A 19889-nucleotide genomic window follows, 5' to 3' on the forward strand; every position below is an offset into this window, starting at 1 on the left:
CGCGACAACTAGTTTGACAAACACCGAAACTCTAACGTGTTAAGTACCTTTCCAAAGCCCATCAATAATACTCTGCGACTGTCTGCAATTGCCGTAAACTTGTCGTTGCCTACATGATTGCTTTAACACTCAATTATATGATGCTCTTTTGCTTAGTATGATTGTTTTTTACTTGAGTGATACTTTTTCTACATCTAAAAATATCCACCGTAGTCTAATTCCGATGCACTAGTGCATAAATTGCGCATTAGCAGCATGTTTGCAACGACAATGTGCTTAGGTTGTTATAGTTGAGTGCAAAAAATATACTCGCAGCAAATGCAGTTGGTCGTAGTTTACGCGTTCACCTAGTACGTCAAATACGGGCTTTAGGCGCTCATGTCCGTGCTCCCTAAAGGCATCTAAGGCGAGTTGCAACTGAGCATTATCCAAATTAATTTCAGTTAATAGTCGCTCGCTATTGCTGAACGCTTTGCCATGCTGCACATATTTATATAAATGCCCATAGACAGTATTGAGTTTAACTTTGTGCTGTGTGGCAAGCTCTGCGACGGATTGACCGGCTTCAAATGCATTCACAATATCTTGCGTTTTTGCACTCAAATCCTTGTTTGAAGTCGCTGCATTTTTTATTAGCGTAGCTGCGTTTTCATTGCCCTGCTCTGTAAGACCTTTTGACTCGCAATACTGTTCGATGATCCCTAAGAAAATATCCGCGTATTTTTGTGCCTTACTTTGTCCTACACCATGGATTTTTAAAAAGCTCTCAACAGAATGTGGAAAATAAAACGCCATTTCTTGTAGTGAGCGATCTGAAAATATCGCATAGGGCGGCACCTTTGCATTATCGGCTAGACGCTTTCGTTCGGATCGCAGTAGTTCAAGTAGGCCTATTTCCCCGAGTAAGGTGGCTGAGTTTGCTCGCGGCGCTGACTCTGCTTTAGCCTCCTGTAGTCTTCCTAAAAAGGGCTTATGACCTCTGAGTATGTCTTGTGTGCTAGGAGTAAATTTAAGGCTGCCGAACTGCTCGTCTTGCCTTAAAAAACCTTTTTGAATGAGCTGCCGCGAGAGCGCCATCCATTGCTTTTTTGTATATTCTTTACCAATCCCATAGGTCGATAGTAAGTTATGCTGATTTTGCAGGATTTTTTCAGCGCTTGAGCCGCGTAAAACGTCCACAATATGACCCGCACCAAAGATTTGCCCAGTGCGATAGGTGCAGGACAAAAACTTTTGTGCTGGCACACTTAAGTCAGTTTGTTGCTGTGCTTCACTTAAACAGTTGTCACATTTGTGGCACTTGCCCTGCACATCTTGCTCGCCAAAGTATTGAAGTAGGCCAATACGTCTGCAGTCTTCTGTTTCAGCTAGCGCGAGCATCTGATTTAGGTGCATCGTCGCAAGCCGCTTTTCTTGTTCGTTGTGCATTTGATCAATAAAGAAACGGTTTTTACCAATATCACCATAGCCAAATAGCAATAGACAGTTTGCGTCTATGCCATCGCGGCCGGCGCGTCCAATTTGCTGATAGTAGCTTTCAATATTTTTAGGCAAATCGTAATGCAGCACATAGCGTACGTCGGGTTTATTGATCCCCATACCAAAGGCAATGGTAGCAACGATAATATTGACATCATCGCGCACAAATTTGTCTTGGTATTCGCTGCGTTTTTGATGGTTGAGACCGGCATGATAAGCCAGTGCAGAGTAACCATCTGCGGTAAGCTTCTGAGTCAGCTCATTTACCCCCGCGCGTGACTGACAGTAAATTATCCCCGATTGATTAGGATGCTTGTCGATAAACGCTGTGGTTTGACGATATGGGGAATCTTTTTCGCTTACCTCAATATACAAATTCGGACGGTCAAAACTTGAAATGAACTCGCTGTCATCCGCAATATTGAGTTGGCGCTTAATGTCCTCTCTCACCCGCGGCGTTGCGGTTGCGGTTAACGCCAAACATACAGCGTCGTCTAAGCGTTCGATTAAAACATTGAGCTGGCGATACTCTGGACGAAACTCATGCCCCCACTCTGAAATGCAATGGGCTTCATCAATGGCAATACAGGCCACCTTGCACTGGTCAAGCATATTTAGAATAGAAACTTGCAAGGCTGTTTCGGGAGCTAAAAAAAGCAGCTTTATCTTGCCGCTGGTAATGCGCGCAATATTCTCTTGGTACTCGTTTGGACTTAATGTACTGTTTAAAAAACAAGATGGTACGTTGAGTTCGTCAAGTTGCCTGACTTGGTCTTGCATTAATGAAATCAGGGGTGAAATAACCACGCTTAGGCCGTCAAATAATACTGCTGGAATTTGATAGCATAAGGACTTCCCGCCACCGGTGGGCATTATTGCTAGGGTATTTTCTGCCTTCAGAACATTGTTAATAATGGCAGATTGTGAGGCCCGAAATGAATCAAAACCAAATACGCGTTTGAGTACTTGATTGGCGCTTTGTTGTTTTTGTGCATTACTTTGTTTATGAAATGCTGTTTGCTCTGATGTCTGCACTGCTAGTGGCTCATCTCTATTATTTAGTCAATGGTAGTGTGTGGCAACAGTGATGTGGCTAACTTGTTATACCATACAATAATTACAGAGATAACTTATCGTTTTAAGCGCAGATTACAAGTGTTGGGCCTTAAAACCATGCGAAGGGATAGGCTTGTAAGCGGTTGGGGTTGATAAACATAGGGTTTAGCGGCACTAACTAACTACGCGATTGCGCCCGCTTTGTTTTGCAGAATATAATTTCTCATCCGAGAGCTTCATCCATTCTTTCCAGCCGTAGCCGTGCCCAAGCTCGGTGACGCCGACACTAATTGTGATTGGACGGTCTTCAATCAGTGGCAAATCTTCAACGACTGCGCGGATAGCTTCGGCAGTTCTTTCTCCCTCATAAGCTTCGGTGTTGGTCATGAGTATTAAAAACTCCTCTCCGCCTATGCGAAACAAGGTGTCTTTACTGCTAATATTGTCATGTAAGAACTTAGCCAGCTCAATTAAAACCATGTCGCCGACATCGTGACCGTAAGTATCATTAATCGATTTAAAATGATCGATGTCGATGACGCACAAAGTAGATTTTATGCCATGTAATTTAAAGTTTGCCATAGCATCTTTTAAGCTTTGTGAAAGCTGCACGCGATTATAGGCACCGGTAAGTGAGTCGGTAATAGACTGTTTTTTGAGCTGGGCTTGTGCTTTTGTGGTTTCTCTCGTCGAAATATAAATAAAGAAGCATACCGCAGTAAGAGTGGCCGAAAATCGTAGGAAAACATCTGGTTCTAACGAAAACCAAGCGGCTGAAATTACCGCCAGCAAAAATGCGACGTTTGCGTATTTGGCCGGCTGCAATGGAAGAATGAAATAAATTGAGAAAGCGCTTAGATAGGCCCAAAAAGAGCCTATTACTCCAAGTGTTAAGAGAGCATTGACGGATGCTAAACTGATGCTTGGAATGACGCCGAAAAGATTGAGAGCTAAAGAATATTTACCTCTCCACCCTAACCATGCGTTATATATAAACAAAGACGCGACGGACAGAGTTAAAACACCGCCAATCAAGCGTCCTTGAATGAAGTTGTTTATCCCAAATGGGATCAAAACGGTAAACGAAACAATAGACACGCCAAAAACAGACTTTATAAGAAAGTCTGATTGACTCGCACGCTGTACAGAATGTTTAGGCCAAAAGGGTGATTTGATAGCTCAGCCTCGCGTTTTTTGTCATACACCGTCGCTCATTTGCATCTTAGTGTTGAAACTATACTTATAGCTAATTATCGCCGAGTAAGTCTATTACATTAGCTTATTTTCTTATTAAAGCGCACTTATCAGTGAAGCAAATCGTCCGTCCAAAATTTACATGGATCTAGGAATGTCATATAAACCGTGTTTGCTTGAGTCTGCGCTGATAGAATATCCCTTAGCTAATTTGATGAGATAACGATGAACGATTTCAAGCAAGGTAATCTATCTGAGGATATAAGCGCGAACGCGACTGACGGCAGCGAAGGGCGGTATCGAATGTCATACCGTGATGTGGCTATGCATAAAGTAATGCTGCAGGATATCATTCGCACGGAAGCTTATGAGACGTCCATCGCTAATGTGGTTAAACCCGAGCAAACGGTGTTAGATTTTGGCTGCGGTACGGGTGTGCTCTCGATGTTTGCAGCGCGCGCTAAGGCCCGAAAGGTGATTGCTGTTGACCGTTCGCCTTTCATCAAAACAGCGCAACAAATTGCCTTGGCAAATGGTTTTGAGAATATTGATTTTTACCATGACGACCATGAATCGCTTCAGCTCGATGAGAAGGTTGACATTATCGTCTCGGAATGGATGGGACATTGTTTATTTTACGAGGCGATGCTCGAGCCGCTGTTGACTTTAAGAGACCGCTATTTGAAAGACGGTGGGTTTATGGTCCCCGCACAAGTATCGCTTCACGTAGGCCTAGTAAACGATGAAGACATACTAGAAGATTTATGCTTTTTACAAGAGCGGCCTTATGGACTTAATTTTTCTCCCATCGCAAAGGTACCTTTTCAGCAATCCGACTTAGTTGCATTAGAGCCAGATAGTATGCTTAGCAGCATCGCAGATTTTCCAGCGCTAGATATGCTGACGATTGCTAAAGCCAAAGAGCCAAGAGTGTTTACCACAACGCTAACCCCGAGTGAGAAAACGGACATATTTGCATTATGTGGGTGGTTTAGCGCTGAGCTTAGCCAAGGCGTAAGTTTTGGTACCGGACCTCACGATATTCCTACGCACTGGGATCAAATATTGTTTCCCTTGCCAGAGCCTTTTAGCGTCGATCCAAGTCGTGAATTGATCATCACTATTTCTCCGCAAACTGAGCAAGTCGGAAAAGAGCAGTTTTGGTGTTGGTCTATTTCAGACGGCATAAAAACCATAAGTGTGAATGAGCAGCAGCTCCAACAGCAATCGCTCACAGCGGTGCCAATAGGAAAGCTTTAAGTTTGGCTTGCTGCTAGCAGTGACTGTAGTTGCTGTGTGACACTCTCCACATCTATATCTGTTGAGGCTGCACAGGCAAGTTGCTGGGCTCGTTGGGCACGTTTTAAGGGTTTGCCACTCAATTCTGACACCACGGGTAACAGCGATTTCATTTCAACAAAGTCGCCACTGCAGTGCAGCACGACATCGGCTCCGGCGTCAAACGCTGCATGGCTGCGCTCTGCGATTGAGCCGGTCAACGCGTGCATATTAATATCATCTGTCATCAATAGACCGTCAAAGCCAATTTGTTTGCGAATGATCTCATTGATCACCTTTGGGCTAATGCTGCCAGGAAGTTCAGGATCAATATCTTGGTACACAATATGTGCACTCATAGCCATACTCAAGTGATTAAATTGCACAAAAGGTACAAAATCGACCTTCTTCAATATTGCTAAATCAGCCTCAACCTGCGGTAGTTGAAAGTGTGAGTCGGTGCGTCCACGGCCGTGTCCCGGAATATGCTTCATGACTGGCTCTACGGCTGCGTATTGCAATCCTTTGATTACCTCTGCACCGAGTGCGATAACTTGTTCTAATGAGTCCCCAAAGGCGCGCTCGTGAATGATGCCAGCCGCATCAACTTGAGGTATATCTAACATGGGAGCACAATTGACGTTTATACCAGCGCTTTTTAACTCATGCCCAATCAATACATTATTTAAATAGCAGGCCTGTAAAGCATCTTGTTTATTATGTTGGTAAAGCTTAGAAAATACCTGCGGGCTGGGTGGAACTCGCCAATGTGTTTGCGGCAATCGCGATACTCTGCCGCCTTCTTGATCTAGCAATACCATTAGTTCGTTTTGGCCGAAGGCGCCGCGAAAGTCGTCAAGCAATGCAGTAAGTTGGTCAGGTGATTGAATATTGCGCGCAAACAAAATCACTGCCCAAGGCTTTAGTTCAGAAAATAAAGCGATTTCGTCTGCGCTTAGACGCAGGCCGCTGCAGGATACGATAATGTTATTGGCGTGTGGCAATGTAGTCTCTCTTTAATGGGCGTAAACTTGATAGCTTAGTTTGGCAAACTGATTTTACCCATAGACACATTAGGCGCGTCTTTTGAGTTTTTAAAGGTATCGGATGTTCCGCAAATACATTCGTTGGCTAAAAGCGCAAAAAGAGCCGCTTCTTTTGCATCCGCACTTACTCCTAACTCCTGCATTGGTGCAAGCGTTGCTTGTGGCAGATGCGCTTGAATTCTGGATAACAAAAATGGATTATTTGCCCCACCACCACTAGCATATAAAGCCAATGCTTGGTGCAAAGGTGCAAGCTTTTTAATGACATCGCATAAAGTGATCGCTGAAAATTCAACCAATGTTGCAAGTAAATCAGGAAGGGGCAGGGCTTGCGTTTCGGTCATGCGCATTTGCGCTGATAACCATTCGATACTAAATGATTCTTGACCGGTAGTTTTGGGTGCGGGTAAATTTAAAAACGGATGATGCATTAGCGCGGTAAGCAAGCTCTCATGAACTTTTCCGCTTGCCGCAATATCTCCATTTGCATCATAATGCTGGCCGCTCAAATGATGCTGAACCATTGCATCTAAGTATGTATTGGCGGTGCCGGTGTCGGTGCTAATAATATCGCTAAAGCTTGCGTTTGGCGGAATCATGCTGACATTGGCGATACCGCCCAAATTAATGAGCACTCGATACTCATCTGGATCAGTAAACAACAGGTAGTCACCATATTTTACCATTGGTGCGCCTTCACCTCCGGCCGCCACATGTTTTTGTCGAAAGTCACTTAGGGTAATAATGCCTGTTAGCTGCGCAATATGATCGCCATCACCTATTTGTAAGGTAGCATTTGGTAGATGGCCTTTTTGTAGGTCGTCGAGCATATGTGAGGGGCGGTGATAAATAGTTTGGCCATGGCTAGCAACAATGTCGATATCTGAGGAGCTCAGATCCCAATTAGCTAAGACTTGGTTAATCATAGCGGCATGCTTGCGAGCAACCCAAGCGTTAGCAGAGCACACATCTTTTAGTTTGGCATTGGCATTCGCAAACAGTGGCTTTACGATAGACTGATAGTCTGATTCAAAGGGAAGCGTAACAAAATTTTCTATGCGCAGTTTAGTGTGTTTACCATGACCTTCAAGGCGACACAAAGCAATGTCTAAACCGTCTAATGAGGTACCGCTCATTACGCCAAGGATGGTTCTTTTGGGTTTATGCGCAATTTGGCTAAGCTGCAGTATATGTGAAAGCAAACGAACGAACCTTAACTGAACAATCTTATTTTAAGAGAATATCATACCTGAGCTTATTCACACTAGCTGTGAAAACACTCAGAATGGTTTGAATATAGGGGCTTTATATTTATACCCTAGTATCAATGCAGATGTGTCGCAAATGTCGTGTGCAAATCTGCAGTCTGCTACTATCCCTAGGGAGTATCAGCCAAGTAGTCGATATATATGAAATCATTTTCCAGTGGCGAAATCGCCAGTATTTGTGATGTAACACCTCGTACTGTTATCCGATGGATTGGTGCCGGTAGACTGAACGCATTTAAGCTACCCGGGCGCGGAAATAATCGGGTAAACGAAACCGATTTATTCGCATTTTTAACACAAAACAATATGCCTATCCCAGCAGATTTAGCACCAGTTGTTGAGAAAGCCTGTGTCATTGTGACAGAAGATGAATATTTGTCTAAGCACGTAAAGCGCATCGTAAGAGATGCTAACTTTGTGGTGTCGGCGTTTGAGAATGGCATAGAAGCAGGTTTTGAAATCGCCTTAAAAAAACCACTGTTAGTCGTTTTAGATGCAGACCTTGAATGCGCAAACCCATGTCATCTGCGCGACCACATTAAACGCTCAATGGATTATGCGCCTGAATTTATTATTTTTGCCTCAGATACCCAAGCCGCGAGGGTGGCAATGACCGATGCAAGCATGTCGGTCTTAGCAAAGCCTTTTTCACTAAATGAATTTGCACAGACTCTAGAGCACAAGATGCATTATCTTTCTTAAATAGAAGCTAAGCATAAAAAACATCTATTCTTAATGCTTAATCTAACAGAGACTTATATAGCTCGTTGGCTTTTTCATAGGCCTGCTGTTGTTCTAAAATGGCTGCAAGTAAAAGCAAATCTTGTTGATTACGCTCAAGCTCAATGGCTTTATTGATTGCTCGTTGTGCAAGGCTGTTGTCTTTACTGTTATACGCAAGGTGCGCTAATACCGAATACAAAACCGCGTTCTCTGGCTGCTGTTTAATCTTATGTTCAATAAAGCGGATGGCTTTAACGGGAGATGCGTGATCAAGCTGTTTGAAAAGTCCCCAGTACGCATCGTGCTCTTGCTTCTTAGCAAACTCCACTAAGATTTCTTCGGCGTCACTGGCTAAGCCTTGGTCGAGTAATAGTTGGACGTAGCACACTTGGTTAGCCACATCTTTGCGCGCTGAGCGAGAAAGATTCTGCCACTTTTCTTTTAAGGCGTTTGCACCATGCTTACTAACAATAGCTGCAAACTCACCATGGGTCGCTCGCTGCGCCCAACTTAAGTAGTCTTTTGCAATTACTCGTTTGTGTTCAGAGATGAGATTTTTTACTTCTGGCCAGCGGTTTAATTTTGCCAAGGCTTGAAGTTTTAGCTGAATCGCGATGGGGTGTTTTTTTTCTTTTTCGGGCAGCTCTGTCAATACCTCAAGTGCTTTACTTGCTTGATTGTCCATCAGTGCTAACTGAGCTTGTTTCAATATCGCACAACCAGTGGCGTCGGCATCTAGTTGGGCCTGAGCAAGCAGTCCATCTACATTTTTGCCTTGATGAATACGCGCATCGATATCTGCAGCAAGCATATAGTTGGTTCCTGAAAACTCGCCGCCAAAACTCTTTTGTAAAAGCGGCTGTGCAGCGGTAAAGTCACCAATTAAGTAGGCGTGCAGGCCGCGATGAAAAGCCCGATTTTGTTGACGCCGAGAATAAGAGCCAAACCAATTTCTAGAGCCGCTCATCATGCGGACCAGGCGCTTGACTAGCCAAACCAATATCAAAAATCCCATAAGTGAAAAAAAGATAATAATGGCTGCGCTGATAATTGAAAGCTCAATAACCGTCTCGGGTAAGGCGATAATCACCATACCTTCTTGGCCAATAAGCGTATGCCCAAATAACAGTGCAAAAAACAGAATTACCAGTAGTACAATCAGTTTTATCATAAGCTATCGTCCCGATTGTTGAACTGGCGCTCTACACGGCGTTCTAGCGCATCTTTAAGTGCCTCAATGGATGTTAAACGTTCTGGATAATCGCGTTCAAAATTGGTGGTTTGTAACTGCTGCAATGCATTCATAAACTGCGAAACGTTGTTATCTTCAATTTGATAATGTTCGATGATTAAGGCCATTGCCTGCTGCAAAGATGCGCTATACAGGGTGTATTGTTCGTTCAAGGCCGCAGTTTGAGCTTGTGTTAGTGCATGCTTGACTTGTTGCTCAATCAACCACTGCTGGCGTTCGGCTAAATAGGGTTCAAGGGGCTTATCAATGCGTTTAATACTGATAAAGTCACCAACAATGGAGCGCCAAGTACGCTTGAGGTTTTCTTGCCAATCCGACATTTCATTGGTTAACGGGCCAGCGCTGTCAATGTTTGTCTCAGGCAGCTTGAGGTTCTCTAGCGGCAAATTTGCTACCTGCGGCAACATACCCGATATCGCTAGGGCGATGGAGGTTGTTGATACTGGATTAACTTGTTGTAAGGTCTGGATATCGCGGGCAATGAGTGCTCTTATGGGCAGTAGCGATGGGTCGCCTAAGTCTTGTAAACGGGCGTCAGCTTCGTTCAATAAGGTTATAGAGGTGCGAATGTCTTGCTCCAAATAAAGCTTACGGCCTGCCATATTGACGAGGTAGCTCGCTTCAGCCAGCAGCCAGTCAGAAGGACGCCGGCCCGATATTTCGGCAATTTGTCGCTCAAGTGCTTTGTCGCTCTGACTATTTTCGAGCACTTGTGAAAGCAAGTTATCCATCGATTGTGATAGAGATTGATTTTTGGTGTTCAGTTCATTTGCAAGCGCCTCGACAGAGCGCTCTGTTTTCATCAATGATGATGTTAGATCGGACAAATCATTGCTACGCGCGGCTAAAAACGCTTGTTGGTCAAGCTCTATTTGCTGCTGAGTTTGGTGCTCTTGCATGTAGTACCAATATCCTGCACCACAAATTGTAATGACTAACAAAAAATTCAATATAGTAAAAAACCACAAGCCTTTTGAGGAGGGCTTTTTTTGTTCAGGCTCTTTGCTTTTTGAACTTGGCGTGGAATCGATGACTACGCCATCTTCAATATCCTCAGTTTTAGTGGATTTCGATACAGATTTTGATTCGTTAGCGTTTGTCATCCAAGACTCCCGATAGATATAATTGATTGGCGCATGAGACAAGGGACGCGGTTGATGCGCCGTCTGATAACACTAATTGTTGCGCGCCTTTTGCATGAACATAGTCATATATTCTTTGGCTTGCGACCATAAATATAATGGATTTTAGCCAGTCTAATGAAAAGTGCTCAAAAATTTGTTCAGCAATGTCGACACTTGTCACAATCATACACTTAATTGACTGACCATCAAATTCATTCATGCTCGTTGTTGAAAATGTTGCAGTGCGTTTGTAGGTTTCGTAGATATCTGTTTTTACGTTATTTTGCGCTAGATATGCCGCGATTGTATTGCGACCGTCTTGCCCCTTAATCAGCGCCACTGATTTTTGTGATAGTTTGGCAAAGGTTTGCGATGCAATTATGCCTTCGGAGTTTTGTGGCTCTGCAATCTCAATCTGGTTTGATAGCCCATCTGCACTGAGACAATCCCGCACAATATCTGCACTGCTCTGTCCTACGCAAATAAATTGCGTACGCTGATGAATCATGGCGTTTAAATTACGCTGTAAAAATGGTTCGGTGTAAGAACTCGTCACTACTACTACATCATATGATATTAATGGTACCGCAAGGCTTGGCTCGAGAGCTTGAACATCGATAGCCGGAAGCGCTTTGGCGGCAAAGCCCTGCGCAATAAGCGCGCGTGTTGTTTGTTCCGCCTTTGGCTGCGGCCGCGTTACCAAAAACATATAAACCTTAGTCGTGCAGTGCCGACAAAATCTCTGCGGCCCCTTTTGCGATTAATTGCTCTGCAACGACAATACCGATTTCCTCTGGGTTGCCAATGTCACCAGTGTGCTCAGCATATAAAATAGTGCTGCCGTCGGGCTTAGCCACAAGGCCTCTGAGCACAATGCTTTCTCCATTTAATTCGGCAAAACTGCCAATGGGAACCTGACAGCCGCCTTCAAGACGAGCATTCATTGCACGTTCTGCACGAACCCTCCAAGCGGTTTCTTGATCATTTAGAGCCTCTAGTAGCGCAATAAGTTCGGCGTCGTCGTTGCGACATTCTATACCAACTGCACCTTGACCTACTGCCGGAAGTGAAATTTCGGCAGAGATTTCTTCAGCAATTCGTTCTTGCATGCCTAAGCGAATAAGGCCTGCTGCCGCTAAAATAATCGCGTCGTATTGACCGGCATCTAGCTTGCCTAAACGGGTATTCACATTCCCGCGCAGATCTTTTATAACCAAATCAGGTCTGCGCGCTCGTATTTGTGATTGTCTGCGCAGACTTGAGGTTCCAACAATGGCACCGATAGGCAAATCGTCTAGCTTGGCATAGTGATTGGAGACAAAAGCATCATATGGGTTTTCGCGAGGGCAGATGGCGTGTAAGCCAAACTCTTCAGGAAAATGCACGGGTACATCTTTCATCGAATGCACGGCAAGGTCGGCCTCGTTATTTTGCATAGCCACTTCTAATTCTTTGATAAATAGACCTTTGCCGCCAATTTTGGCCAGTGGCGTATCTAAAATTCGGTCGCCTTGGGTCGACATGGGCACTAATACTACGGTGAGGTTTGGATGGTAGTATTCGAGCCTATCTTTAACGTAGTTTGCTTGCCACATAGCAAGGGAACTTTTGCGCGTGGCAATTTTTATCACGCGTGCACAATCGGCCATTATTTATCCATTCTTGTTGTTGGAGTTAACGATTAAATTATAAGCAAACGTGGAAAATCGATTAACTGAGATTCGCCGCTGCATTAATTCGCTGCACAGCATTCTTTTACAGTTGCTGTTGCAAAAACTTAGAGATATCTTTAATTTCTGGTAAGCATACGTTGTGCTGCATAATGTATTCTTTCCAATGCACATCATAGCCATTTTCTTTGAGCGTTTGATAGGCGCTGCGGCCTAAAAACAGCGGCACTACTTCGTCTTGTTGTCCATGACAAAATAAAATCGGCACACTGGCATTCGCTTCATGTTTCTCGGCGGCTAACGACTGCGGCTGACACATATAGGTTGATAGTGCCACAATGCCGGCCAAGCGTTGATTAAAACGAGTACCTAAGTGCAGCGCAATTACACCGCCTTGCGAAAAGCCCACTAAAAAGATTTTGTTTGCCGGAATGCCGCTGGCTATCTCCTCTTCAATCAAGGCTTGCACTAAATCTGAGGATTGGTGAACGCCCTCTACATCTGCGCGACTTTCCATATCCATTGATTTGATGTCATACCACGCGCGCATTTCCATACCGTTGTTGATGGTTACCGGGCGAATAGGTGCATGCGGGAAAATAAACTTTACGCCTGCGCTGTCAGGGAGTTGCAATTCTGGTGCAATGGGAGCAAAGCCATTGCCTGAATCGCCTAGGCCGTGCAGCCAAATGACGGTGGCTTTGTGTTCTCCGGTAGCCTCTTGGATCACGCCTTGTAATCTTGAATCGGTCATAATACTCTCTTATCCTGCGAAAAATTTAGTGTGATAGGCGAACTTTCCTGATGAGACATCGGCCCATCAATCCCCTAATCGTTGCGTTTAAATGCGTCATGCATGGCTCACATCATCAATCCTATATGTTACCATAGCCTTTGTTTTCAAGACTAACGGATAGCGTGAATAAATGCGTATGGGTAAACCTTTAGGAAACCTTTTTATAGTGGCTGCACCATCTGGTGCAGGGAAGTCGAGTTTGATTTCGGCCTTATTAAGCCACAGTGCAGAGCAAAAATTAAATAATCCTGCGCAGCTTTCAGTGTCGCACACCACCCGTGCGCCAAGAGAAGGCGAGGTAGACGGTGAGCACTATCACTTTGTTGATGTATCTGAATTTGAAGCTTTGATAAAACAAGATGCTTTTTACGAATACGCCAAGGTTTTTGATAATTACTACGGTACTTCTAAGGCAGCAATCAGCGACAAGCTAGATCAAGGCATTGATGTGTTTCTCGACATTGATTGGCAAGGTGCGCGGCAGATTAAGGCATTGAATCCAGAGGTTATCAGCATTTTTGTATTACCTCCCTCTATTGAAGCATTAAGAATGCGTCTTGATGGCAGGGGTAAGGATGCGCCTGCAGTGATTGCAAAACGTATGCAAGAAGCGGTATCTGAAATGTCTCACTATGATGAGTTTGACTATCTAGTCGTGAATGACGACTTTAATAAGGCTGTCGCCGATTTTGTCAGTATTGTAAATTCGCAGGCTTTGTCTTTACCTAAGCAAAATTTACGTCACAGTGACTTACTCGCCTCATTGACAAAAAAATAAAATGCGCTAAACGCTATGTTGTCGTTTATGCTTGGGTTTACTTGTGTTACCGCGGCATTGATTTATATCGTCGTTTTGCTAAACAATGCCATTTATGACCAAGCTCTACAGGACACAACCTACCTAATTTTGTATTCGGCTTGTACTTCGATTTATTTCTACTAGGCTATAGCACAATAATACAGTATACTTCGCGACCAAATTTTTTTAATCGCATTAATTTCCGGAGCAACCATGGCACGTGTAACAGTAGAAGACGCAGTAGACAAAATCGGCAATCGATTTGATTTAGTGTTAGTGGCCGCTCGTCGTGCTCGTCAAATTGCAACTGAAGGCAAAGAACCTTTTGTAGAAATGGGTAACGACAAGCCAACAGTTGTTGCTTTGCGTGAAATCGAGCAGGGTTTTGTGACTGCTGAGACAGTTCAAGCTACCGACATGCAAGACCAGCGTGAGCAAGAAGCCGCTGAATTTGCCTCTGTAGCGAGTATTTTAGCAAACAGCTAAGATGCTGCATTAAAAGGTTTAAGTCACTTTTAAAGAAATCTTTACTGCAAATTAGAAAAAAAATTAAAACGCCGATGAAAATCGGCGTTTTTGCGTTTGCATGTTGGCAAAATAACCGTATTCTTGATGCCCTTGTCCAAATTTATAAAAAGTTGAAGCGTGTATCTGTTTGAAGGGTTAAAAGCGAAAATCAGTACCTACTTGCCGCCGGAGCACGTCGACCTTGTGCAAGCCGCGTATGTACTGGCGCGCGATGCTCACGAGGGACAAACTCGTTCGAGTGGCGACCCCTATATCACGCATCCAGTTGCAGTTAGCGGCATTTTAGCCGACATGCGCCTGGACTACGAGTCGCTGATGGCTGCACTTTTACACGATGTAATAGAAGACACTGAATACTCGAAAGAAGACCTTGCACTGGCCTTTGGCGATACCGTTGCGGAGCTGGTAGAGGGGGTTAGTAAGCTCGATAAATTGAAGTTTGGCACCAAACAAGAGGCCCAAGCAGAGAATTTCCGTAAAATGCTTATGGCAATGGTGCAAGACATTCGCGTGATCCTGATTAAACTTGCAGATCGCACGCACAATATGCGCACTTTGGGCTCCTTACGTCCAGACAAGCGACGACGCATAGCAAAAGAAACCCTAGAAATTTACTCTCCGCTTGCTCATCGATTAGGTATCCACGATATAAAAAATGAGCTTGAAAACCTTGGGTTTCAAGCAATGTATCCGATGCGGCACCGTGCCCTTAAATCGGCAGTGACTCAGGCTCGCGGCAATCGAAAAGAAGTCATTGAGAAAACGCGACTAGAACTAGAAAACAAGCTCGTTGAATTCGATATCAAAGGCCGCGTGGTGGGTCGCGAAAAGCATCTTTATTCAATTTATTTGAAGATGAAAAATAAAGAACTCTCCTTTACCGAAGTCATGGATATTTATGGCTTTAGAGTTATCGTAGATAAAATTGATAATTGTTATCGAGTTTTGGGCGCGATCCACGGATTGTACAAACCGATTGAGAACCGCTTTAAAGATTATATTGCTATTCCTCGAACCAATGGCTATCAGTCTTTGCATACATCTTTAAAGGGCCCGCATGGTATCCCCGTTGAAGTGCAGATTCGAACCGAAGAGATGGACCACATGGCAGATAAAGGCGTCGCTGCGCATTGGTTATACAAAGAGACAGAAGATCGTGGCACCACCGCGCAGCTTAGAGCCAATCAATGGATGCAATCATTAGTAGAGCTGCAACAGAGTTCGTCAACCTCCGTCGAATTTATTGAAAGCGTTAAGTCTGACCTTTTTCCAGATGAAATATACGTATTTACACCTAAGGGCAAGATCATTGAGCTGCCAATGGGGGCAACCGCCGTTGATTTTGCTTATGCAGTCCATTCAGACGTCGGCAATACTTGTGTTGGCGCGAGGGTAGAGCATCGAAACTTTTCGCTGAACAAACCATTGGAAAATGGCCAAAGTGTTGAAATTATTACGTCGCCACGGGCAAAGCCCAATGCAAATTGGTTAAATTTTGTGGTCAGTGCCCGTGCTCGCTCTAATATTAGGCACTATTTAAAGCGTCAGCACGCACATGACGCTACCAATATGGGCAACAGATTGTTACGCCATGCTCTCGGTACTATTAAGCTGGATGAAATCCCGCAAGAAGATATCGATAGAGTAGTAGCAGAAACGAAATATCAGAATTTCGAAGATTTATTGTCAAATATCGGCATGGGCAATGAAATTAGTGCCATGATCGCTCGCAGATTGGTGGGAGAAAATACCGAGATCCCTGAGAAGAAAAGTAAAGTGGCGATAAAAGGCACGGAAGGTTTGATGGTTCACTTCTCGCGCTGTTGTCACCCTATTCCAGATGATGAAATTGTTGCCATACTGAGCCCTGGCCGAGGGGTGGTTATCCACCAAACCGGCTGTACGAATATTCGTAAACTCAGTCGCGAAGAGCCAAATCGGGTGTTACCGATGCTCTGGGATGATGATCCGCAGGGTGATTTCAAAGCATCATTGCGCGTTGAGCTTATTAATAAGCAAGGTACGCTCGCGGCCCTGACAGCGGCGATCGCCAGTTGCGATTCAAGCGTGATCAACTTGCAAACCGAGAATCGAGAGGACAATCATTATGTGATTGATATTGAGCTAACCACTCAAAACCGCTTGCACCTTGCTAATATAATGCGCAAAATCCGCGCCTTACCTGAATTACAAAACATATCCAGACACAGCCAATATAAGCAGAAATAGTGTGTCTGAAATAAGGAATTACTATGTCTAAGTCAGTTATTCAAACTAACGACGCTCCCGCCGCAATTGGCACCTATAGCCAGGCTGTTAAAGCCGGTCGGACGGTTTATTTATCTGGGCAAATCCCCCTAGTGCCAAGCACTATGGAGGTAGTATCTGAAGATTTTGAAGCGCAAGCTGTACAAGTGTTTGAAAACATCCAAGCGGTGGTCAAGGCCGCCGGTGGTAGCATGTCGAATTTGGTAAAGATAAACATTTTCTTAACTGACTTAGGTCAGTTTGCGAAGGTAAATGAAGTGATGGCGCGTTATTTTAAGCAGCCATATCCAGCGCGTGCAGCCGTGCAGGTAAGCGCTCTTCCCAAAGCCGTACAAATTGAAATTGATGGCGTCATGGTATTGCCAGAGTAAGTACTTACTTTCATTAAGAGTAAATATTTTATGCAGCAATGTATGACGGTAGAGCGATATAACACAATCCGTGAAGTGCTCGCAAAACGCCAGAGCGATTTAACTGTTCTTCTGGAGGAAGTACATAAGCCGCATAATGTCAGCGCGGTTTATCGCAGTGCTGATGCCGTTGGTGTGCATAAGATTCACGCTGTTTGGGCGCAAAACGCATCGCTGCGTAAAGGCACCGCGATGGGTAGCCAAATTTGGGTGCAGACGCACACTCACAATACCCTCAACAATGCTATTGAGCACCTTCACCAGCAAAATATGCAGGTATTGGTGACGCATTTAGATGAGCGAGCCGTAGATTTTCGCGATATCGATTATACAAAGCCAACCGCTATTATACTCGGGCAAGAAAAAACTGGCGCGACCGATGAAGCTGTCGCGCTAGCAGATCATTCGGTGATGGTACCGATGGTGGGGATGGTGCAGTCATTAAATGTTTCGGTTGCTGCGGCTTTGATCTTATACGAAGCGCAGAGACAAAGGCAGGCCGCTGGCATGTATGAAACATCTCAAATCTCGGAAGATGACGCCCAGCGTGTGCTATTTTCAGGGGGGTTTCCGGTGTTATACAGAGAATGTCTTCGTCGCAAACTAAGTTTTCCCCGTGTAGATGAAAATGGGTGTATAGATGCTCCAGATCAATGGTGGCAGGCCCTGCAGTTTTCTAAATCTTAAACATCACCGCCAAGCCTACTTATTTTTGTTTTATTTGAAAGTATTTAGTCCTCTTATAGGTCTAGTATGTCAAGACAGACTTTTCATAATAGGAATCAAATGAAAACCAAACTCGTAGGTATTTTTGCGGTGCTACTAACCCTCGTTTCACTGCACAGCGTCGCGCTTGATCGAAGCGTTATCGCTGAAAAAGCAGAAGACGTTACTCCTTTGTTAAATGGCAGTACCGTTCCAAATGTTATGGTTAAAACCGCCGATGGCTCACCGGTAAGTTTGCCTGCATTACTAATGCAAAAACCCAGCGTGATTGTATTTTACCGAGGTGGATGGTGCCCATACTGCTCGCGTCAGCTCGCTGAATTAAAAGACATCGAGCAAGAGTTAGTGGCAGAGGGTTATCAGATAATTGCAATTTCGCCTGAAACACCAGAAAAGCTACAGTCGCAAAAACTTCAGACAGAGTTTGCAGCACAGTTAATTTCAGATGCCGATTTACACGCGATTCGTAATTTTGGAATAGGTTTTTACGTGCCCAACGATACCCGTAATTTGTACAAAGAGCGCATGCAGATAGAACTGATTGCCGACAATACAGATCGCGCGGTACTGCCTGCACCAGCAATATTCATTACCGACACCAGCGGTACTGTCTTGTTCAGCTATGTAAATCCAGATTTCAAAACTCGCCCTTCGGCTGCGTTGGTATTAAGTGCGGCTAGATTGGTTAAATAGTAAGGCTCGTATAAAAGCGCGCTGTCTTAACTACTGAGACAGCGCCGCAACAATGATTGTTTTTTTATCCTTTAGCCATGCACCGCAGCAAAGCCAGGATCACCGTTAAAGTTATATAAGTTTTCAGTTTTTACAACATCAAAGCCGGCATCATGAAGTCGGGTTTGCAAGGCTAATACCTCATCAAAACCAAGGTGTAGCTCGGGTGACATGAAACGGCAGCGCCAGTGATCAACACAGTAAGTTTCGGGGAAGCCTTTTGGCCAGACTTTTACGCCGCGATTGGTTATTAATTGCAAGTTTAAGGCGTCGCTACCAAAAGTTTTGAGCTTTTCACCTAAGTCCATTGGTTCGCCATCTTGCCATTGCAAAAACACATCGATACCCACCAGCTCTTTTACACACGGCGCTTTATGTCCCACTTTGGGTAAAACGAGTGGTTTGCTGTTAGCGTATGAGGGTGCTTTTAGCTGTTTAGGTGATTGACCCAAGTGTTCAATAACTGCTTTTGCAAATTCCGTTGTGCCTAATAACGCCTGGCTTTGATCTTCTTTGTATACGTCAGCCGTGTGTAGGCCTTTTTCTAGCGTAACAAGCCATGCATGATGAATTTTTTCCGCCACTTCGCTTTGGCCTATGTGCACAAGCATTTGAATCGCGCCGTGTAGCAATGCAGACGGGTTGGCGACGTTCTGGCCGGCTAAGTCAGGCGCCGAACCATGAATGGCCTCAAACATCGCGCAATGGTCGCCAATATTTGCAGAGCCGGCCATGCCCACTGAGCCTGCAATTTGTGCCGCGACATCTGAAATAATGTCACCATAAAGGTTTGGCATAACAATTACGTCGAAGTCTTCGGGAGTATCGGCAACCCTGGCAGCACCAATATCCACAATCATGCTGTCGTGTTTGATGTCAGGGTATTCTTTTGCGATATCTCTGAATACTTGATGGAACAGCCCATCGGTAAGCTTCATGATGTTATCTTTGATAAAGCAGGTGACGCGCTTACGCTGCTGCTGCCTAGCATATTCAAAGGCGTAACGAACAATGCGCTCGCAGCCTGGGCGAGTGATAAGTTTAAGGCATTGATAGACTTCTTCGGTTTGCCTGTGCTCAATACCAGCATATAGGTCTTCTTCGTTTTCGCGAACAATTACCAAGTCCATAATGGGGTGCTTGGTTTTTACGAAGGGTGCATACGAAATACATGGGCGGATGTTTGCATACAAGCCTAGGGCTTTGCGCATGCTTACATTTAGACTTTTGTAACCGCCGCCTTGCGGAGTGGTAATGGGTGCTTTTAAAAATACCTGGGTGCGACGCAGTGATTCCCATGCGCTGTCTTCAATGCCATTGGTTTGACCGCTTAAATACACTTTTTCACCAATATCGATAGTTTCGGGGGCGATTTGCGCGCCAGCGGCTTCTAATATTTCTAAAGTAGCCTGCATAATTGATGGGCCGATGCCGTCACCATAAGCGATCGTAATGGGTGTTTTTACTGCTGTCATAATTACTCCGAAGTTTTATTTTTGTTATGTTATTCATACTGTTCGTTCAAGCTAAGGCGTGCCCA

At 44.5% G+C, this 19889-nt stretch carries 18 protein-coding genes; 8 read left to right on the forward strand and 10 right to left on the reverse strand.

What is annotated here, in order from left to right:
- Positions 1–276: 276 nt before the first annotated feature.
- On the reverse strand, positions 277–2514 hold the full coding sequence (recQ, locus tag AB9H30_RS11200; RefSeq protein ID WP_371194758.1) for a DNA helicase RecQ: 2238 nt from the start codon (positions 2512–2514) through the stop codon (positions 277–279).
- A gap of 195 nt (positions 2515–2709) precedes the next feature.
- A complete protein-coding gene (locus tag AB9H30_RS11205; protein WP_371194759.1) occupies positions 2710–3633 on the reverse strand; it encodes a GGDEF domain-containing protein in 924 nt (307 codons plus the stop codon).
- Positions 3634–3954: 321 nt separating this feature from the next.
- On the opposite strand from AB9H30_RS11205, the gene AB9H30_RS11210 reads away from it, so the two are divergent.
- Positions 3955–4989, forward strand: coding sequence for a methyltransferase domain-containing protein (locus tag AB9H30_RS11210; RefSeq protein ID WP_371194760.1), 1035 nt, complete (start codon positions 3955–3957; stop codon positions 4987–4989).
- Here AB9H30_RS11210 and nagZ read toward each other — a convergent pair.
- Positions 4986–6011, reverse strand: a complete 1026-nt coding sequence (gene nagZ / locus AB9H30_RS11215; RefSeq protein ID WP_371194761.1) for a beta-N-acetylhexosaminidase — start codon at positions 6009–6011, stop codon at positions 4986–4988. The two genes, AB9H30_RS11210 and nagZ, sit on opposite strands and share 4 nt — an antisense overlap.
- A gap of 35 nt (positions 6012–6046) precedes the next feature.
- Positions 6047–7255 carry an anhydro-N-acetylmuramic acid kinase gene (locus tag AB9H30_RS11220; RefSeq protein ID WP_371194762.1) on the reverse strand — a complete coding sequence of 403 codons (1209 nt, stop codon included), beginning with the start codon at positions 7253–7255 and terminating at the stop codon, positions 6047–6049.
- A gap of 207 nt (positions 7256–7462) precedes the next feature.
- Here AB9H30_RS11220 and AB9H30_RS11225 point away from each other — a divergent pair, with 207 nt between their 5' ends.
- Complete coding sequence (locus AB9H30_RS11225; protein ID WP_371194763.1) at positions 7463–8023, forward strand: helix-turn-helix domain-containing protein; 561 nt, start codon at positions 7463–7465, stop codon at positions 8021–8023.
- Between the two features lie 37 nt (positions 8024–8060).
- Here the strand turns inward: AB9H30_RS11225 and AB9H30_RS11230 are convergent, their stop codons facing one another.
- The 5 genes from AB9H30_RS11230 to AB9H30_RS11250 all read right to left on the reverse strand — a co-directional run bounded on the left by AB9H30_RS11230 (position 8061) and on the right by AB9H30_RS11250 (position 12844).
- Positions 8061–9215: a heme biosynthesis HemY N-terminal domain-containing protein gene (locus tag AB9H30_RS11230; protein ID WP_371194764.1), complete on the reverse strand. Its 1155-nt coding sequence runs from the start codon at positions 9213–9215 to the stop codon at positions 8061–8063.
- Positions 9212–10399, reverse strand: a complete 1188-nt coding sequence (locus AB9H30_RS11235; RefSeq protein WP_371194765.1) for a uroporphyrinogen-III C-methyltransferase — start codon at positions 10397–10399, stop codon at positions 9212–9214. Before AB9H30_RS11235 ends, AB9H30_RS11230 begins: the two co-directional genes overlap by 4 nt.
- A complete protein-coding gene (locus AB9H30_RS11240) occupies positions 10386–11129 on the reverse strand; it encodes a uroporphyrinogen-III synthase (protein WP_371194766.1) in 744 nt (247 codons plus the stop codon). The genes AB9H30_RS11235 and AB9H30_RS11240 overlap by 14 nt, the downstream gene beginning before the upstream one ends.
- Positions 11130–11136: 7 nt before the next feature.
- Entirely contained in the window at positions 11137–12069 is a 933-nt protein-coding gene (gene hemC / locus AB9H30_RS11245; protein ID WP_371194767.1) for a hydroxymethylbilane synthase, read from the reverse strand.
- A gap of 106 nt (positions 12070–12175) precedes the next feature.
- On the reverse strand, positions 12176–12844 hold the full coding sequence (locus AB9H30_RS11250; RefSeq protein ID WP_371194768.1) for an alpha/beta hydrolase: 669 nt from the start codon (positions 12842–12844) through the stop codon (positions 12176–12178).
- 178 nt (positions 12845–13022) lie between these two features.
- Between AB9H30_RS11250 and gmk the strand changes: the two genes are divergently transcribed.
- The 6 genes from gmk to AB9H30_RS11280 all read left to right on the forward strand — a co-directional run bounded on the left by gmk (position 13023) and on the right by AB9H30_RS11280 (position 18310).
- Positions 13023–13664, forward strand: coding sequence for a guanylate kinase (gene gmk, locus AB9H30_RS11255; protein ID WP_371194875.1), 642 nt, complete (start codon positions 13023–13025; stop codon positions 13662–13664).
- A 234-nt stretch (positions 13665–13898) separates the two neighbouring features.
- Entirely contained in the window at positions 13899–14171 is a 273-nt protein-coding gene (gene rpoZ / locus AB9H30_RS11260) for a DNA-directed RNA polymerase subunit omega (protein WP_371194769.1), read from the forward strand.
- A 159-nt stretch (positions 14172–14330) separates the two neighbouring features.
- Positions 14331–16442, forward strand: a complete 2112-nt coding sequence (gene spoT / locus AB9H30_RS11265) for a bifunctional GTP diphosphokinase/guanosine-3',5'-bis pyrophosphate 3'-pyrophosphohydrolase (RefSeq protein ID WP_371194770.1) — start codon at positions 14331–14333, stop codon at positions 16440–16442.
- A gap of 23 nt (positions 16443–16465) precedes the next feature.
- Positions 16466–16852: a RidA family protein gene (locus AB9H30_RS11270; protein ID WP_371194771.1), complete on the forward strand. Its 387-nt coding sequence runs from the start codon at positions 16466–16468 to the stop codon at positions 16850–16852.
- 42 nt (positions 16853–16894) lie between these two features.
- Complete coding sequence (gene trmH / locus AB9H30_RS11275) at positions 16895–17578, forward strand: tRNA (guanosine(18)-2'-O)-methyltransferase TrmH (RefSeq protein WP_371194876.1); 684 nt, start codon at positions 16895–16897, stop codon at positions 17576–17578.
- A 99-nt stretch (positions 17579–17677) separates the two neighbouring features.
- Positions 17678–18310 (forward strand): peroxiredoxin-like family protein, encoded by a 633-nt coding sequence (locus tag AB9H30_RS11280; protein ID WP_371194772.1) that lies wholly within the window; start codon positions 17678–17680, stop codon positions 18308–18310.
- A gap of 71 nt (positions 18311–18381) precedes the next feature.
- Here AB9H30_RS11280 and AB9H30_RS11285 read toward each other — a convergent pair whose 3' ends face one another.
- Positions 18382–19824, reverse strand: a complete 1443-nt coding sequence (locus tag AB9H30_RS11285) for an NADP-dependent isocitrate dehydrogenase (RefSeq protein ID WP_371194773.1) — start codon at positions 19822–19824, stop codon at positions 18382–18384.
- Positions 19825–19889 lie beyond the last annotated feature (65 nt).

The sequence above is a fragment of the Glaciecola sp. SC05 genome (genome assembly GCF_041380235.1).
Lineage (GTDB): Bacteria > Pseudomonadota > Gammaproteobacteria > Enterobacterales > Alteromonadaceae > Glaciecola.

Bases quoted from the DNA above. Each gene is read 5' to 3' on its own strand.
- AB9H30_RS11210 (WP_371194760.1), top strand. From the start codon at position 3,955: ATGAACGATTTCAAGCAAGGTAATCTATCTGAGGATATAAGCGCGAAC.
- AB9H30_RS11225 (WP_371194763.1), top strand. From the start codon at position 7,463: ATGAAATCATTTTCCAGTGGCGAAATCGCCAGTATTTGTGATGTAACA.
- AB9H30_RS11230 (WP_371194764.1), bottom strand. From the start codon at position 9,215: ATGATAAAACTGATTGTACTACTGGTAATTCTGTTTTTTGCACTGTTA.
- AB9H30_RS11235 (WP_371194765.1), bottom strand. From the start codon at position 10,399: ATGACAAACGCTAACGAATCAAAATCTGTATCGAAATCCACTAAAACT.
- AB9H30_RS11240 (WP_371194766.1), bottom strand. From the start codon at position 11,129: ATGTTTTTGGTAACGCGGCCGCAGCCAAAGGCGGAACAAACAACACGC.
- hemC (WP_371194767.1), bottom strand. From the start codon at position 12,069: ATGGCCGATTGTGCACGCGTGATAAAAATTGCCACGCGCAAAAGTTCC.
- AB9H30_RS11250 (WP_371194768.1), bottom strand. From the start codon at position 12,844: ATGACCGATTCAAGATTACAAGGCGTGATCCAAGAGGCTACCGGAGAA.
- gmk (WP_371194875.1), top strand. From the start codon at position 13,023: ATGGGTAAACCTTTAGGAAACCTTTTTATAGTGGCTGCACCATCTGGT.
- rpoZ (WP_371194769.1), top strand. From the start codon at position 13,899: ATGGCACGTGTAACAGTAGAAGACGCAGTAGACAAAATCGGCAATCGA.
- AB9H30_RS11270 (WP_371194771.1), top strand. From the start codon at position 16,466: ATGTCTAAGTCAGTTATTCAAACTAACGACGCTCCCGCCGCAATTGGC.
- trmH (WP_371194876.1), top strand. From the start codon at position 16,895: ATGACGGTAGAGCGATATAACACAATCCGTGAAGTGCTCGCAAAACGC.
- AB9H30_RS11280 (WP_371194772.1), top strand. From the start codon at position 17,678: ATGAAAACCAAACTCGTAGGTATTTTTGCGGTGCTACTAACCCTCGTT.
- AB9H30_RS11285 (WP_371194773.1), bottom strand. From the start codon at position 19,824: ATGACAGCAGTAAAAACACCCATTACGATCGCTTATGGTGACGGCATC.